The sequence below is a fragment of the Flavobacterium zepuense genome (assembly GCF_007097145.1).
Lineage (GTDB): Bacteria > Bacteroidota > Bacteroidia > Flavobacteriales > Flavobacteriaceae > Flavobacterium > Flavobacterium zepuense.
Window position 1 is genome coordinate 78778 of sequence record NZ_VJVZ01000011.1, and the last position, 16602, is coordinate 95379.

The 16602-nt window shown below is 40.5% G+C and carries 13 protein-coding genes; 6 read left to right on the forward strand and 7 right to left on the reverse strand.

Annotated elements, in window-relative coordinates; all coding sequences use genetic code 11:
- Positions 1-180 precede the first annotated feature (180 nt).
- The 4 genes from FMM05_RS16055 (at position 181) to FMM05_RS16070 (ending at position 6450) form a co-directional block, all read left to right on the forward strand.
- Positions 181-2346: a M12 family metallo-peptidase gene (locus tag FMM05_RS16055; RefSeq protein ID WP_143374418.1), complete on the forward strand. Its 2166-nt coding sequence runs from the start codon at positions 181-183 to the stop codon at positions 2344-2346.
- 102 nt (positions 2347-2448) lie between these two features.
- The gene (locus FMM05_RS16060) at positions 2449-4608 is read left to right on the forward strand and encodes a M12 family metallo-peptidase (RefSeq protein WP_143374419.1); all 2160 of its coding nucleotides are present in this window, start codon (positions 2449-2451) and stop codon (positions 4606-4608) included.
- Positions 4609-4703: 95 nt separating this feature from the next.
- Positions 4704-5282, forward strand: coding sequence for a TetR/AcrR family transcriptional regulator (locus tag FMM05_RS16065; protein ID WP_143374420.1), 579 nt, complete (start codon positions 4704-4706; stop codon positions 5280-5282).
- Positions 5283-5352: 70 nt separating this feature from the next.
- Entirely contained in the window at positions 5353-6450 is a 1098-nt protein-coding gene (locus tag FMM05_RS16070) for an MBL fold metallo-hydrolase (RefSeq protein WP_317129577.1), read from the forward strand.
- Positions 6451-6534: 84 nt separating this feature from the next.
- On the opposite strand, the gene FMM05_RS16075 is transcribed toward FMM05_RS16070, so the two are convergent.
- The 4 genes from FMM05_RS16075 to FMM05_RS16090 are packed head-to-tail and all read right to left on the reverse strand — an operon-like array spanning position 6535 to position 9765.
- On the reverse strand, positions 6535-6660 hold the full coding sequence (locus tag FMM05_RS16075) for a FeoB-associated Cys-rich membrane protein (protein ID WP_143374421.1): 126 nt from the start codon (positions 6658-6660) through the stop codon (positions 6535-6537).
- A 7-nt stretch (positions 6661-6667) separates the two neighbouring features.
- The gene (feoB, locus tag FMM05_RS16080) at positions 6668-8782 is read right to left on the reverse strand and encodes a ferrous iron transport protein B (protein ID WP_143374422.1); all 2115 of its coding nucleotides are present in this window, start codon (positions 8780-8782) and stop codon (positions 6668-6670) included.
- A 1-nt stretch (position 8783) separates the two neighbouring features.
- On the reverse strand, positions 8784-9017 hold the full coding sequence (locus FMM05_RS16085; protein ID WP_143374423.1) for a FeoA family protein: 234 nt from the start codon (positions 9015-9017) through the stop codon (positions 8784-8786).
- 55 nt (positions 9018-9072) lie between these two features.
- A complete protein-coding gene (locus FMM05_RS16090) occupies positions 9073-9765 on the reverse strand; it encodes an SCO family protein (RefSeq protein WP_143374424.1) in 693 nt (230 codons plus the stop codon).
- 161 nt (positions 9766-9926) lie between these two features.
- On the opposite strand from FMM05_RS16090, the gene FMM05_RS16095 reads away from it, so the two are divergent.
- Both FMM05_RS16095 and FMM05_RS16100 read left to right on the forward strand, forming a co-directional pair.
- Entirely contained in the window at positions 9927-11987 is a 2061-nt protein-coding gene (locus FMM05_RS16095) for a M13 family metallopeptidase (RefSeq protein ID WP_143374425.1), read from the forward strand.
- 159 nt (positions 11988-12146) lie between these two features.
- Positions 12147-12806 (forward strand): response regulator, encoded by a 660-nt coding sequence (locus FMM05_RS16100; protein ID WP_143374426.1) that lies wholly within the window; start codon positions 12147-12149, stop codon positions 12804-12806.
- A 14-nt stretch (positions 12807-12820) separates the two neighbouring features.
- On the opposite strand, the gene FMM05_RS16105 is transcribed toward FMM05_RS16100, so the two are convergent.
- The 3 genes from FMM05_RS16105 to bla form a co-directional block, all read right to left on the reverse strand.
- Complete coding sequence (locus FMM05_RS16105; RefSeq protein ID WP_143374427.1) at positions 12821-13621, reverse strand: SDR family oxidoreductase; 801 nt, start codon at positions 13619-13621, stop codon at positions 12821-12823.
- 102 nt (positions 13622-13723) lie between these two features.
- The gene (locus FMM05_RS16110; protein WP_143374428.1) at positions 13724-15484 is read right to left on the reverse strand and encodes a bifunctional GNAT family N-acetyltransferase/carbon-nitrogen hydrolase family protein; all 1761 of its coding nucleotides are present in this window, start codon (positions 15482-15484) and stop codon (positions 13724-13726) included.
- A 99-nt stretch (positions 15485-15583) separates the two neighbouring features.
- A complete protein-coding gene (gene bla, locus FMM05_RS16115) occupies positions 15584-16471 on the reverse strand; it encodes a class A beta-lactamase, subclass A2 (RefSeq protein WP_143374429.1) in 888 nt (295 codons plus the stop codon).
- Positions 16472-16602: the final 131 nt, after the last annotated feature.

Below are 16602 nucleotides of genomic sequence, written 5' to 3' on the forward strand. Positions count from 1 at the left end.
TATACAGGTTGTTATTTTAAATACTAAATGGCCGCCGTATAATTCTAATTGATATGGCTATTATGCTAAATAATGTTTTTGGGAAAAGTTGTAAATCAGTATTTTGCACAAAAAAAGATTGTAGATTAAACAAAGACTTACATATTTTAATACATACACTATAATACATCAATACTCAAAATGAAAAAACTTGCATTGCTTGTTACGTTACTAAGCACAACAGTATTTTACGCACAGCATAAGGTTGCTGAAAAAGTAAGCGAACTTATCGCTCAAAACACAAAATTTACTGCTTTTGCGCCGTTACAACAAAGTGCAAACCTTGGCAGTAGTGCAACAAATAAAATTGTAACCAATGCAACCTATGCCGTTATAGATAAAGCGGCTCTTGCCAATATTCTTGCATCAAAACCACAAACTATAGAACTCTCTATACCTTATAATAATACAGTTGTAACCATGCAATTGTACCGCTCTTATGTTCTGGCTAAAGATTTTCATGCCGAAACTAATCGCGGCATTGCAATATCTTACGATCCGGGAGTTTATTACAGGGGTATTATAAAAGGTGATAGCAGCTCTTTGGCTTCATTTAACTTCTTTAACGGAGAAATGAATGGGGTAGTATCCTCATCGGCTCTTAACAACCTCGTTGTAGGGAAGCTTAAAAGAAAAAAAAATACTACAGATTATATTATTTATTCAGATAGTAAGCTTAACCTGCTAAATGATTTTAATTGTTTGGCATCAGAGGCATCTGTTTCAGACAGGGCATTTCAAAAATCAGGGCTTGATATAAATGATACACAAAGTTCTAAATGTACTAAGATTTATTTTGAAATTGATAATGTGCTTTTCCAGGCGAATGATTTAAGCACCACTAATACAGGTAACTGGTTAACGTCTATCTTTAATAACATACAAACCCTATATGCTAATGATGGTATAGATGTAGCACTTAAAAGCTTTATGGTATGGACGGAGTTTGACCCTTATTTTGGGGACACAAGTAACGACTACCTTGACCAGTTTTTTGATGAATACCAGTTTAGCAATTTTGATGGCGATATTGGTCAGTTGCTTGGTATAGATGGTGGTCTTGGCGGCCTTGCTTATGTGGGTGGTGTTTGCAGCGGTCCATATAACGTTAGCTACGTTGATATTGATTATGAATTTGAAGAGGTACCTGTTTTTTCATGGACTATTGAGGCTATGACACACGAAATAGGCCACCAGTTAGGTTCTCCGCATACTCACGCATGTGCGTGGAATGGCAATAATACCGCTATAGATGGCTGTGGTACACAAGCGGGTGCCGGCGAAGGCGATTGTGCCATGGGCCCTATACCATCTTTTTCAGGAGGTACTATAATGAGTTACTGCCACCTTCTTAATAATGTGGGTATTAATTTTGCAAATGGTTTTGGACCTCAGCCTGCTGCCAGGATACTTGCTTTTGTAAACTCTTCATCATGCCTTGATTTAGAATGTATCTCTGTTTGCGAGAACAGTATATCGCAGCTTTTGGTAAACAATGTAAATGCATCCGGCGCTACTGTAAGTTGGGATGGTTTAGGTAACGATTGGGAAACATCTGTTGCAACTTATTCGGCCGGACTGTCAAACTGGAACGATACCTCATCCAGTAGTATTAACTTAAACAATTTAGAGCCAAATACCTATTACGTAGTAGGGGTAAAGCAAGTTTGCGAGGATGGTACATCTGAGACAGTTCAAACTGTATTTGCTACTGATGCAGACTGGTGTGCGGGGCAGGTATTTACTGATGTAGGTGGCCCTACAGGCATGTATGACAATAGCCAGCATATTGAAAGGACATTTACACCCGATGATGCAAACCTTAAAATTATAGCAGATTTTACTTCATTTAAGCTGGAGACAAACTTTGATTATCTATATGTATATAATGGTGCTGATACTAATGCCCCATTAATTGCTTCATTAACTGGTGGCTCTATACCTCCTGCAATACAGTCTACTGCGGCAGATGGCTCGTTAACCTTTGTATTTGAGTCGGATGAAGAGATTACTTCTCCGGGATGGATATCAAATGTTTCATGCGTATCAGGTACAGCCTCATTACAGGATAATACTTTTGCTAACTTTGCCTATTATCCTAACCCGGCAAAAAATTCAGTTACCATTACATCGGGCGAAGAGTTCCAGGAAATAATGGTTTATAATGTGGCAGGACAATTATTGCTTCATAAAAAAGTTAATACGTCTACCGCTACCGCAGATATATCATCATTTTCTAATGGGGTATATTTCTTTAAAGTAGTTGGTAATTCTAAAGAAGCCAATTTCAGGATTATAAAACAATAATAAAAAAAGCTGCAATTTTTTGCAGCTTTTTTTATGGATGTTTAAAGTAATGTCCATAAAACCAGCCGCAAATTTACAGCGTACATACAATAAATTATACGAATGAAAAATTTTACATTACTTGTAGCCTTACTAAGCATTATAAGCTCGTTTGGGCAGCAAAAAGTAGCCGCTAGAGTAGAGGCATTGGTTAAGGCCAAAACTGTTTTTAGAAAGTTTACACCATTTACTGTTGCCAATAACCCGGATGCTGCCACACTTACTAAAGTGGTAGATAAAGCTACTTTTGCAACACTTAATGCAAGCGTTACTAAAGATATTGCCACAAATAAATATACCAACATAGAGCTTGAAGTACCCTACAACAACAGCGCGGTTACGGTACAATTGTATAGGTTAGAAGTGCAGGCAAAAGGCTTTCATGTAGATACTGATAAACAAAAAAATATAGCCTATACCGGCGGCGCTTATTACCGTGGTATTATAAAAGGCAACAGCAGCTCGCTGGTATCTTTTAGTTTTTTTGATAATGAAGTAAACGGTATTATCTCCGGAGGTACCCTAAATAATCTTGTAATAGGCAAACTGCAAAAACAGGGTAATGTTTCAGACTATATTATCTATAGTGATGCACAGCTTAATATTTTAAACGATTTTACCTGTGGTGTAACCGATACAAAACAACTACCGGATGTAAACGGCAACGCCCATAAAAATGGAGCAGGAACCCTTAGCGACCATTGTGTTACTATTTATTTTGAAATGGATTACGATCTGTTCCTTCAAAATAATGCCGATACAACTACAGCGAGTAACTGGATCACTTCGGTTTTTAATAACGTGCAAACCTTATATGCTAATGATGGTATTACTACGGCTATAAAATCGGTTTATATCTGGACAGAGCAGGATCCTTATTTTGGGTCATCATCGGCCGATTACCTTGAACAATTTTTTTATGCAAGGCCGGTTTTTGATGGCGACCTGGGCCAGCTTATCAGTATAGATGAAGGCGGCCTTGGTGGTGTAGCTATAGATATTGGCGGTTTATGCTCGGATACTAACGTGAGCTATTCTGATGTAAATTTTGAATATCAAACCGTACCTGTTTTTTCATGGACGGTTGAGGTTATAACGCACGAGTTAGGGCATCTTATGGGATCGCCACATACGCACGGCTGCTACTGGAATGGCAACGGTACAGCTATAGATGGCTGCGGCACACAGGCCGGATATGTAGAAGGAGGATGCGATATAGGCCCTATACCTTCGCCTGAAGTACAAGGTACTATAATGAGTTACTGCCACCTTGTAAGTGGGATAGGCATTAATTTTGCCAATGGTTTTGGCCCGCAGCCCGCTGCGCGTATACTCAATCATGTAGAGTCGTCTTTATGCCTTAGTACCGACTGTATAAATACCTGTATCAACACAGTAACAGGTTTTAATATTACCAATACCACCACCACATCGGCCACGCTAACATGGGATGATGAGACTTCCGGCCCGTGGCAAATTGGTTATGCTCTACCTGATAATGCTATTACCAATTGGCAGGAAGTGAACACCAATAGCTTTACTATAAATAATCTTTTACCTAATACATATTATACTTTTGGCATACGTCCGTTTTGCGATGTCGGTATGGAACCGCAAATACAAAACCTGATATTTGCTACCGGTGCCGACTGGTGTTCCGGCGCGCAATTTACAGATACTGGTGCTGATTATAATTATTCAACTAATGAGCATCTTATAAGGGTTATTAAGCCAGTAAATCCGCAACAGGATATCATCGTTACTTTTAACTCTTTTGAAACAGAAGAGGATTATGATTTCCTTTATGTGTATGATGGTACAGGTGTTGATGCGCCGTTAATTGGTGCGTACAGCGGTGATATTATCCCGGGGCCGTTTACATCTACTGCTGCCGACGGTGCACTTACTTTTGAGTTTACTTCCGATACAAACCTAACAGGTGCAGGCTGGGGTGCCACTGTAAGCTGTACACTTGGCCTTAACGAAAACACATTTACTAACTTAGAGTATTATCCTAACCCGGCGCACAGCAGCGTAACTATAACATCTCCGGAAGGTATAACAGGAATTACCGTATATAATATTGCAGGCCAGTTGTTGCTTGATAAAGCAGTAAATGCCACTACGGCCGAAGCTGATATTGTAGCATTTGCTAACGGTATATATATATTTAAAGTAATAAACGGCACTAAAGAATCTCACTTTAGGATCGTAAAACATTAATAAAATTTAAGTTAAATCAAAGTCCCTCAATTTGAGGGACTTTTTTATTTTGGCTCATTTGTAATAGCTATTATTTTTATATATACATTTGTAGAGTGATTAGTCAATCTGTAAATGATAAGCGAACCGATCTTCTTGCAGCAGCCTTAAAACTGTTTGTGCAATACGGCTTTCATGGTACCCCAACAAGCCAGATAGCAAAGCAGGCCGGCGTGGCAAATGGTACACTCTTTCATTACTACAAAACTAAGGAAGACCTTATCGTATCGCTTTATATAGATATAAAGCTGCGTATGGGCCAGTACATAGAAGCTAAAGCCGAGCCGCACAAAAACCCAAAGAAAAACTTTAGGAACCAGTTTATAGAAATTGTATTATGGTCACTGGAAAATAAAGATGATTTTTATTTTATACAGCAGTTTCATAACTCGCCTTTTGCGGCGCTTGTTCCTCCGGAAGAAATACAAATGCAGCTTAATAAGTTTTGCGGCCAGATAGAGGATGCTATTAAACTAAAGGCCATTAAAAATAGAGATACCGATTTTATACTTTCCTTAATTACCAGCCATACTTATGGTTTAACCCAATACCTTACCAAAGCTAAATTTGATGATGATAAACAAAAAAAGATCATTAAAGACAGTTTTGATATGCTGTGGAAAATGATCGAATAATTTTTTTAATCTATATGGAGTGATTAGTCAATCTATAAAATAATAAATGAAAAAAATCTTAAAACGAATAATGATGACAATACTTGTGGTGCTCATAGTGCTGGTTGTGGCCGTAGCGCTTTTTTTACAACATCCTAAATTTGGCAGGAGGCCATCGGGCAAAAGGCTGGAGATGGTACAGGCTTCGCCTAATTATAAAGATGGGGCCTTCCAAAATCAGAGTTTTACGCCAGATCTTGCTGAAGGTGCAAGCATGAGCAAAGTGCTGTACCAGTTTATTTTTGAAAAAAGCAAAAGGAGCAAACCTGCTTTGCCGCTTCCATCAAAAAAAACCGACCTGAAATCGCTTGGAGCTGATGAAAATGTGGTGGTATGGTTTGGACATTCGTCTTACTTTATTAAGGCTGATGGCAAGACTATATTGGTAGACCCGGTTTTTAGTGGGGCTGCATCTCCTATTGCAGCTACCACACGAGCTTTTGAAGGTGCCGATGCATATAGTGTAGATGATTTTCCTGAGATTGATTACCTGTTTATATCACACGACCATTGGGATCACCTGGATTATGATACGGTACTTAAATTAAAGTCAAAAGTAAAGAGAGTAATTACTGGGCTTGGCACAGGCGAGCATTTTGAATACTGGGGCTATAATACTGGCAGTATTATCGAGCTTGACTGGTATCAATCAGCCGACCTGGGTGATGGTTTTACCACATCGGCAGTACCGGGCAGGCATTTTAGTGGCCGTGCTTTTAAAAGAAATGGGGCTATGTGGGTAGGTTTTGTGTTGCAAACACCTACGCTTAAATTATTTTTAGGTGGCGATTCCGGTTATGATAACCACTTTAAAACCATTGGAGAAAAATACGGCCCGTTTGACCTTGCACTGTTAGAATGCGGCCAGTATAACGAAGCTTGGAAATACATACACATGATGCCCGAAGAAGTAGTTACAGCCGCACAGGAACTGGGGGCAAAAAGGCTTATGCCGGTACACTGGGCTAAATTTTCGTTAGGGCTGCACAGTTGGGATGAACCCATTATCCGTGTAACTACCGCTGCCGAAAAGCAGCACTTGCCGCTTGTAACACCGTTAATAGGAGAGAAGGTAAACCTTAACGATACCACACAGGTATTTACTAAGTGGTGGGAAGGGCTGGAGTAGTAAACAGTTTCAGTCGCAGTAATCAGTGTCTAAATTGGTCAGATAGTTAAACTGTTTACTGCGACCGAAAACTGCGAACTGTTTTTAATGGCATCCACAATCGTCGGTACCGCAATTGCCCGCTTTTTTCCTTTTAAAGAAGAACTTCTTAATCAAAAAAGCAGCTGAAGCCGCTACCAAAACGTATACTATAATTTCCTGCACATCCATATCATTTTCATTTAAGCAGTTGGTAGGTAATAAACGATACAATGTAGGCAAATCCGCTCATGCCTACTAATTGTATTAAAGGCCATTTCCATGAATTAGTTTCTTTTTTGGTAATAGCAAGTGTACTTATACATTGCATTGCAAAAGCGTAAAACAGCAATAATGATGCCCCGGTGGCAAAGGTAAACACCTTTTCGCCGGTAATAGGGTCAATTTCAGCTTCCATGCGTTGTTTGATGGTAACTTCGCCATTATCAGAATCAGCACTGCTGCCTATGTTGTAAATCGTTGCGAGTGTACCCACAAACACCTCTCGTGCCGCAAAAGATGATACTATGGCAATACCAATCTTCCAGTCATAACCCAGCGGGCGAATAACCGGTTCGATGCCTTTACCCATTATCCCGATATAAGAATTCTCTAACTGGTAAGCCGCTACCTTATCGCTAAGTTCACTTTCTGTAAGCGATTTGCTTTCGGGTTGTTGGGTAACTATGGCTTGCGCATTGCTAAAGGCTTTACCCGGCCCGTGTGAGCCTAAAAACCATATGATAATAGATAGCGCCAATATTATTTTACCGGCCCCGTAAACAAAGGCTTTGGTCTTTTCTAATACTGTTAAGCCTATGTTTTTAAGAAGCGGAAGTTTATAATTGGGCATTTCGGCCACAAAGAAGCTTTTATGCTTGACCGCTAATATCTTGTTTAGTATCCATGCCGATAGTATAGCCCCGCTAAAACCAAGCAGGTACAGCAGCATTAGTGTTAGCCCTTGCAGGTTAAAGATGCCCAGTACATAACGGTTAGGTATAATGAGCGAAATAAGTATGGTATATACCGGCAGCCTTGCAGAACAAGTGGTAAATGGGGTAACCAGTATGGTGATAAGGCGTTCGCGCCAGTTCTCTATATTTCGGGCTGCCATAATAGCCGGTATGGCACAGGCCGTACCCGATATAAGCGGCACCACGCTCTTGCCGCTAAGCCCAAAGCGTTTCATTATCTTATCCATTAAAAAAACCACACGGCTCATGTAGCCGGTTTCTTCCAGTACAGATATAAAGAGGAATAAAAATGCAATTTGAGGTATAAATATAACCACCCCCCCTATGCCGGGAATAATACCCTGAGTTATAAGATCGGTTAGTTTGCCGGCAGGCATATTTTCGGCAGTAAAAGAGGATAGCCATGCAAAACTTTCATCTATCAGGTCCATCGGTACACTCGACCATGAAAAGATCGACTGGAAGATAAGCATTAGTATAGCAAAGAAAATAGCATAGCCAAATACCTGGTGGGTAAGCACCCTGTCCAGCTTGGCGCGGAGGTCTTTAGCATTGCTGGTGTCTATGGTTTGGCCTACCTTAAGCACATCGTTAATAAACTGGTAGCGCTTAATGGTTTCTTTTTGCTGAAGGCGCTTAAGATCGGACTTTGTTTTGGTAAACGATGTGCCCTGAAGCTCCTTCATATCAATAATACCAAAGTTTGCATCCTGGGTAATTACCAGCCAGAGTTTATACAGCAGCTGGTTAGGAAAAGCATGGCGAAGGCGGTTAAAATACTCCGGGTCTATGCCCGATGCATTAAGGCACGGCTCATGGCTTAGCCCTTTGTAATTTACAATAAGTTGCTTTAGGTGGTCTATACCGGTACCTTTGCGCGAACTTACCAAGGCAATATGTGTTTTAAGATGCTGCTCTAAATAAGGAACATCAAGCGATATACCCTTACGTTCCATACGGTCGCTCATGTTAATAACCAATATGGTAGGTATCTCAAGATCTTTAATCTGGGTAAAAAGTAGCAGGTTACGTTTAAGGTTTTCTACATCGGTAACCACAACGGCTACATCAGGGTAATCTTTATCGGTTTTATTTAATAACAGCTCAATAACTACGTTTTCATCCATAGAGCTGGCATTAAGGCTGTACGTTCCGGGAAGGTCTAATATAAGGCCTTTGGCATCGCCGGGAAGGCGGCAGGTACCGCTTTTACGTTCTACAGTAATACCTGGGTAATTACCTACCTGCTGGTTAAGGCCGGTAAGAAGGTTAAAGACCGATGTTTTTCCTGTATTGGGGTTGCCTATTAAAGCTATTTTTAAAGTAGTGCCAGCCATTTTAGTCCGTTATAATTACAACGTCTATTTCGGCAGCAGTTTCAAGGCGAATAGCCACATGGCTGTCGTTAACGTTAATGTAAATTGGGTCGCCCAGGGGCGCAATTTGTAAAAGTTCTACCTCGTTGCCCGGCAGGCAGCCCATCTCCAATAGTTTAAGCGGTATTGCATCCACATTAAAATCGGTTATAATGGCTTTCTGGCCTTTTTTAAGAGCGGCAAGATTGGTTTTCAATTGTTATTTAGAATAAATTCAGATTACAAAAGTACTAATAAATACCTAAACCTAATTAGTTTTCGTGTTCAGATAACCATTTAATATCAGCCAGCAAATCCTGCATGTTTTTTTCGCCCTCTACCTTTTTATCAAGGTTAGTACCATTATAAAAACCGCGTATCCTGCCTTTTTGGTCTACCAGTATAAAATTCTCAGTATGCACCATATCGTAAAGCTCAGATGAATCGGATGTTTTAACCGCCAGGTAGCTTTTGCGGGCAATGTAATAAATGTCTTTTTTATCTCCGGTAACCAGGTTCCATTTACCATCTATAGCGCCTTTTTCGTCGGCGTATGCCTTAAGTACGGGCACAGTATCAATATCCGGAGTAACACTATGTGATAGCAGCATAACATCGGGCATATCTTTAATTTTATCCTGTAGCCATACCATATTGGTAGTCATTATAGGGCATATGGTTTGGCAGGTGGTAAAAAAGAAATCGGCTACATAAATTTTGCCTTTGTAATCGTTTTGGGTAATAGTCTTACCGTTTTGATTGGTGAAGGCAAACGGCGCAATTTTATGATGGCGGCCTACATGCCGCATGGTGCTGTCTACCAGTTCCGGGTTAACATCGGCGGGGCTGTAAATTTTAAGCGCGGGGTCACCTTTAAGCAAATTATAAGACAACGATAAAAAGGTAACAGATATTATGGCAAAGGCAATAATGAGCAGTTTGTATTTTTTAAAAAAAGAAGCCATTGGGTAATTTTTTTGCAAAATTACAAAACAACGGCACATTAAAAGAGCTTTAGTTTGAAGTTTATCCAGTAAAAATAGCATTACATCAGTTTTTAACAATAATTGGACTCATTTTTGAATATATGCCTTATATATTTGTATTACGTTATTAATATTATTTCATGAAATTAAACATCACAACACAGTGTGCCGTAGCCATTATGGCATTGGGCAGCACTGTTTGCACCGCACAGGCCCCACAGGATGTTAAGCAGCAAAATCCGGGCTTAGACCTCCAGTACATGGATAAAACTGTAAAACCGGGCGACGATTTTTTTAGGTATGTAAACGGGCTTTGGGTAGACAAAACCGAAATACCTGCCGATAAGACCCGATGGGGAAGCTTTGACGAGCTTAGGGAAAACACCAATAAAGATGCGCTTACCATACTAAAGGCAGCAGCGGCCGATAAAAAGCTTAGCGCCACGAGCGACCAGGGTAAAGCGGCAAATCTTTACAAATCTATTATGGATACCGTGGCCCGTAACAAGGCCGGTATTGCTCCGCTAAAGCCCTATCTGGCTAAAATAGATAAGGTTAAAAATGTAAAAGATTTGCAGGCACTGCTTACCGAAATGGAGCCCGAAGGCGGGCTTGGCTTTTTTGGTGTGTATGTAGGCGCAGATGCTAAAGACAGTAATAAAAATACTGCATATCTTGGTATAGCAAGCCTTGGCCTGCCGGACAGGGAATATTATGTAAGCCAGGAGGCCGACTCTAAAGAAAAGCGTGAGCTATATGTTAAGCATGTAGCAAAAATGCTGGGCTTTTTAGGCTCTAAAGACCCTGCTAAAGAGGCTAAAAATATCCTGGATTTAGAAACTGCCTTTGCTCAGCCAATGTTTGATAGGGTTGAAAGCCGTGACGACCGTAAGAGCTATAACCCAATGACGGTTGCCGAGCTTCAAAAAATTGTGCCTGCCATTAACTGGGATGCTTATTTTAAAGGTATTGGCATAGCTAAACTTAATACTATTGTAGTGAGCCAGCCTAAATATATGGCTGCGCTGCAAACAATACTTACACAAAATAAAATAGAAGAATGGAAATCATACCTTCGCTGGACACTGCTGCGCAGATCGGCAGGGATGCTTTCTAACGATGTTGAAACTGCCAACTGGGAGTTTTACAGTAAAACCCTTAGGGGTGCCATTAAACAGGAAGCGCGCGATAAACGTGCACTGCAAACGGTTAACGGCAGTTTAGGTGAAGCGTTGGGTAAACTGTATGTGGCACAAAAATTCCCACCGGAAGCTAAGGCTAAAGCCGAAAGCATGATAGCTAATGTGATTAAAGCATACGAAAACCGTATTAATAACCTGCCGTGGATGGCAAAGGCTACACGCCAGGCTGCTATAGAAAAACTGCACAGGCTTACTATTAAAGTGGGTTACCCGGATAAATGGAAAGATTACAGTGCACTAACTATTACTGCACCTGATAATGGTGGTACGTTTTTCAGTAACATGAAAAGTTTATCAGCCTGGAGGCATAAGGAAAATATTGCCGACCTAAATAAACCTGTTGATAAAACAGAATGGGGCATGGCACCACAGGTTGTTAATGCATATTACAATCCGTCGTATAATGAAATTGTGTTCCCTGCGGCTATATTACAGCCGCCTTTTTATGATTATAAAGCCGATGAGGCTGTAAATTACGGAGGTATAGGTGCTGTTATAGGCCACGAAATATCGCATGGTTTTGATGATAGTGGTTCGCGCTACAATGCCGATGGTAATCTTGTTAACTGGTGGGGTGATGCCGATCTTACCCAATTTACCGGCCTTGCCGATAATCTTGCTACGCAATACAGCCAGCTACAGCCGCTACCGGGCATTTATGTAGATGGTAAGTTTACACTTGGTGAGAACATTGGCGACCTTGGTGGCGTTAATGCCGCTTATGATGGTTTACAGCTTTATCTTAAAGAAAAAGGCAATCCCGGGCTTATAGATGGCTTTACGCCGGAGCAGCGCTTTTTTATATCCTGGGGCACCATTTGGCGTACCAAAATGAGGGACGAAGCTATAAAGAACCAGGTTAAGACAGATCCACATTCACCCGGTATGTATCGGGCCTATGTGCCGTTGCAAAACGTTGAGGCGTTTTATAAGGCATTTGGAATAAAACCGGGCGATGCCATGTATATAGCCCCCGAAAAAAGGGTAAATATTTGGTAGTGTGCAGTTAAGCTATAAAAAAAACCTATGCGAAGTGAGTTTTGCATAGGTTTTTTCTGCTTAAATACGGATATCCGTAAAATGTTAATTGCGGAAAATCCGTAATTTAGATATATATTTAAAATTTAACTTTGTTAAGGGAAAATTAAATGCCACGGTTTGAAGAAAAGATTACATGCACTTGCAATAGATGACCATGTTGTAGTTCTTGAAGGTTACCATTTCATGTTTAAAAACCTCAAGTACAACTTTAATGAACTAAACTTTGTAAAAGCCCACGACTGTAAAACAGGCTACGAAGCAATACAGGGTTTTAAGGGCAAGCCTTTTGATATTGCCCTAATAGATTACAGTATACCCCCATTTCCTGAAAATAAATTATTTACGGGAGAAGATCTTGCTATGCAAGTAAGGGAAACAATGCCCAAATGCAAGATCATATTAATGACAATGCATAAGGAGATTGACGTTATTGGCAGTATCCTGCAAAAAGTTAAACCAGAAGGTTTTATTAATAAAAGCGACTGCACTACGGACGAGCTTATACATGGCTTTGAAGAAGTACTGAGTGGCGGCACATTTTATTCTAAAACCGTATCCGACTATATTGCCCGCCGCAGTAAAGGCGTTGTGTTAGAGGATATAGATGTTCGCATAATTTTATTACTTGCAAAGGGTGTAAAGAATAAAAACCTTGGTAACTATATACCGCTTAGCGACAGTGCTATTGAGAAAAGGAAGTATAAAATAAAAAGGCTCCTCGAAGTTAAAGACGACGAAGAGCTTATAGATAAAGCCCGCGATAAGGGCTATATTTAGTTTATTCTATACTGCTAATTTTGGGTAATGAAGTTGTAGCCCAAAACATCTGTTACCTTATTGGATAGTATAGTTTTACCTATAGATGGGACGCTGTGGTTAAACTTTGGCAAAGGCAAGTCCATGGCTTTTGCCTGGCCGCAATAATAATCTTCGCGGGTAGGATGTTGGGGCATCACACCATTAAATGTATCGCCCCATGCTTCTTTATCCAGTATTGCAAGGCTAATGCCAATACAATCATACAAATGTATAAGGTTGATGGGAGCGTTAGGGTTGGCAATATTTTCACGGCCTGCAAGGTATTTTATAGGATGGCGTTCTTCTCCAAATAAACCGCCCAGTCTTAGTATTGTAGTTTTAAAATCAGGGCTATTTTGCAGTACCTCCTCTGCTTGTAGTATCTGCCTGCCGCTTTCGGTATCGGGCTTAGCCGGTGTTTCTTCAGTTACTTCTTTATCTTCATCGGCGTAAACCGATGTTGCACTTACAAACAGCACTTTTTGTATGCCTGCTTTTACTATATGCGGAATAAGCTGCTGCATTTTGCCGGGATAATTATCGCTGCCGGTGGCCATAATGCTTGGCGGTATGTTTATGATAAGCACTTCGCTGCCGCTTAAAAAGTTATAGATGGTTTCTTCTTCGGGATTTTCGCCTAAGGTAATTTGGTAGGGCTGTATGTTTGCTGTTGAAAGGATTTGCAGTTTTTCGGGCGATGTAGTAGAGCCCTTTACGCTGAAACCTATGTTAAGTAATGCCTTTGCCAGCGGAAGCCCCAGCCAGCCGCAGCCCAAGATGCTAATTTGTGTCATTAAAGTATTTTGTTTTAACAAATATAGCCATTAGCAGGCATGCCTTAAAATAAAATCCCGACTTAGATTTACATAAGCCGGGATCTTAATATGATTTTATTGTTAGCCTTTAGCAGGCCTGCGGGTAGTTTTAATCTCAGTACCGCCTACAGGTTTTGCCACTATCACTTTAGGTTTAGGGGTGGTTGCTGCCCGAGGTGGCGTAACCCGTGCTGTGGCTGCCCTCGTTGTTCTTGCAGGTACTTTAACCGGTTTTGGTTCTGCTGTGGCATCTTCTATAGTTAAATCGGGTACGTCGTCCAGTTTAGGTTCATTTTTACGGCTAACGGGCTGTTTTTTTATACGGTATAAGTCCTGGCGGCGGTCTTTTAAGATACGCACACTGCCAAACTCATGCAGCTCCTTAAGCAAATCCAGGTCAACGTCTACTATAATAGTCATCTCTGTATTTGGGGTAGCTTCCGCTTTGATCCCGTTAGAAGGAAATGAGAAATCCGACGGTGTAAACACGGCGGTTTGCGCATACTGTATATCCATATTATTAACCCCCGGAAGATTGCCTACACAGCCTGCAATGGCTACGTAGCACTCATTCTCTATAGCACGTGCCTGTGCGCAGTGCTTAACGCGGGTGTAGCCGTTTTGGGTATCGGTTAAGAATGGAACGAATAATATATCCATACCTTCATCGGCCATAAGGCGTGCCAGCTCAGGGAACTCCACATCATAACATATCATGATGCCAATCTTACCACAGTCGGTATCAAAGGTTTTAATTTCAGATCCCCCAACCATACCCCAGTAACTAACTTCGTTAGGGGTAATGTGTATCTTAGTGTAGGTCTCAAAAGTACCGTCGCGTTTGCATAAAAAGCCCACGTTGTACAGGTTACCATCTTCTACCATTGGCATACTGCCGGTAATGATATTAATGTTATACGATATAGCCATTTCCTGGAAACGCTTGCGTATGGGCTCGCTGTAACGGGCAATTTCCCTAATGGCATCGGCTTCGCTAAGGTGGTTAAAATCTGCCATTAGCGGCGCTACAAATAGCTCAGGGAACAGCGCAAAATCGCTACCATAGCCGGAAACAGCATCTATAAAGAACTCAGCCTGTTCAAAAAGTGCCTCTACGTTTGCAAGCGGACGCATTTGCCACTGTACCAAGCCAAGGCGAATTATACTTTTACGGGTATTAATAAGCACAGGGCTTTTATCGTAGTAAATGTTATTCCACTCCATAAGCACGGCATAATCCTGAGAGTCGTTATCGCCCTCCAAATAATTGCGCATTACTTTAATTACGTGAAAATCGTTACTTAACTGAAACGCAAGCACGGGGTCGTGAATTTCTTTCAAGCGTACCTTCTCAATATATTCTTTAGGCGTAAGCTCGTCTGAATATTCGTTAAAATTAGGCATACGGCCTGCAAAAATTATTGAGCGCAGGTTTAATTGCTCGCACAATTCTTTACGGGCCTCATATAAACGGCGCCCAAGGCGAAGGCCACGGTACTCTGGGTCTATAAAAACATCTATACCATACAGCACCTCGCCGTCATAATCGTGGGTATCAAAGCTATAGTTACCCGTAATTTTTTCGTAGGTGTGATTAGTGGTAGCTTTTTTATGGTCTACAATAAGCGAAAGGGCAGAGCCCACCACTTTATCATCTACCAATACTACCAACTGCCCTTCGGGGAAAATTTTAAGCAGGCGCTTAATATCTTTTTCGCCCCAGTAGGGTTCGTCCATATCCATATCCACATCCTTGTAGGCATGCTGCATGGTTAGGCGAAGTTCTTTATAATCTTCTATCCTTAAATTTCGTAACTCTACTTTGTTAATCTCTGTCTGCATAAAATTCGTTCTTCTTTACTTGTTAAATATACAAAAAGCATTCCTTTTATGAGCGTATACAAATGGTTAAGGGGGTGTTAAAGCAATTAGCAGTAAAATTTACTGTTTTATAAAATAATCATAAGCAGCTTTAGCTATGTCAGCAATTATTTTCTCATTGGTTGCATTATCTTCTTTTGAATTTGATACAAATACACTTATGAAAAAATACTTGCCATTTGGAAGGAAAACAACGCCAATATCGTTCGTTGCTGCCGAAATACCTTCGCTGTTAGTACCCGATGTCCCGGTTCTATGCGCCACTATGGTGCCTTTAGGCAGTTGACCTTTTATGCGCTTAGCCCCCACAGTGGTTGCTTTCAGGGTAGTCCATAAAAAGTTATAACTGTCCTGAGATAATAGTTTTTTGTTATTGTAATAAGCGATTAGCACTTCAGTAGCCGACTTAGGTGTTGTCCAGTTTTTAAACTGGGTTTCCCAGTCTTTGTGCATATCCTCCTCGGTAGCTTTAATCGATATATTCTTAAAGTTGTTTTTTATGAAGTAATTGTCAACAAACTTTGGCCCTCCTAAAAGGCGCAGTAAAATATCACAGCCGTTGTTATCACTTTGTACTAGCGTATATTCTAAAATTTTGGCAAGGCTAAGTGTTGCACCATTAGGATAATCATCCCGCATAGGGCTCCAGGTATCTTTTAGCAGATCGGTATGTGTTAATTTTATTTTTTGGTTTAATTGAAATTTTCCTTCATCAACTTCAGATAATACAGCTATTGCAATGTGAAACTTATAAACGCTTTGCAACGGTAAATGATTGGTGGCATTTATGCTTACTGTATCTTTTAAATTATTGCCAATGATAGAAACTCCAACCGTTGCTTTCTTATTTTTAATGATGTCCTCTATTTCTTTTTGTAGTGTGCTAACCTGGGCAAATGATTTGGTTAGCGATAATAAGAGTATGAGGCAGATAAGTTGTTTATTCATTGTTCTATTATATATTAAAACCAATAAGAGCAAAGGTAGTAAACGGCATATTGTAAGATAGAGTATAACTTGAGAATATAAGACGATTGTTAAAAAAATGTTAAGTGAGAAATATTCGCAACGTGCATGAA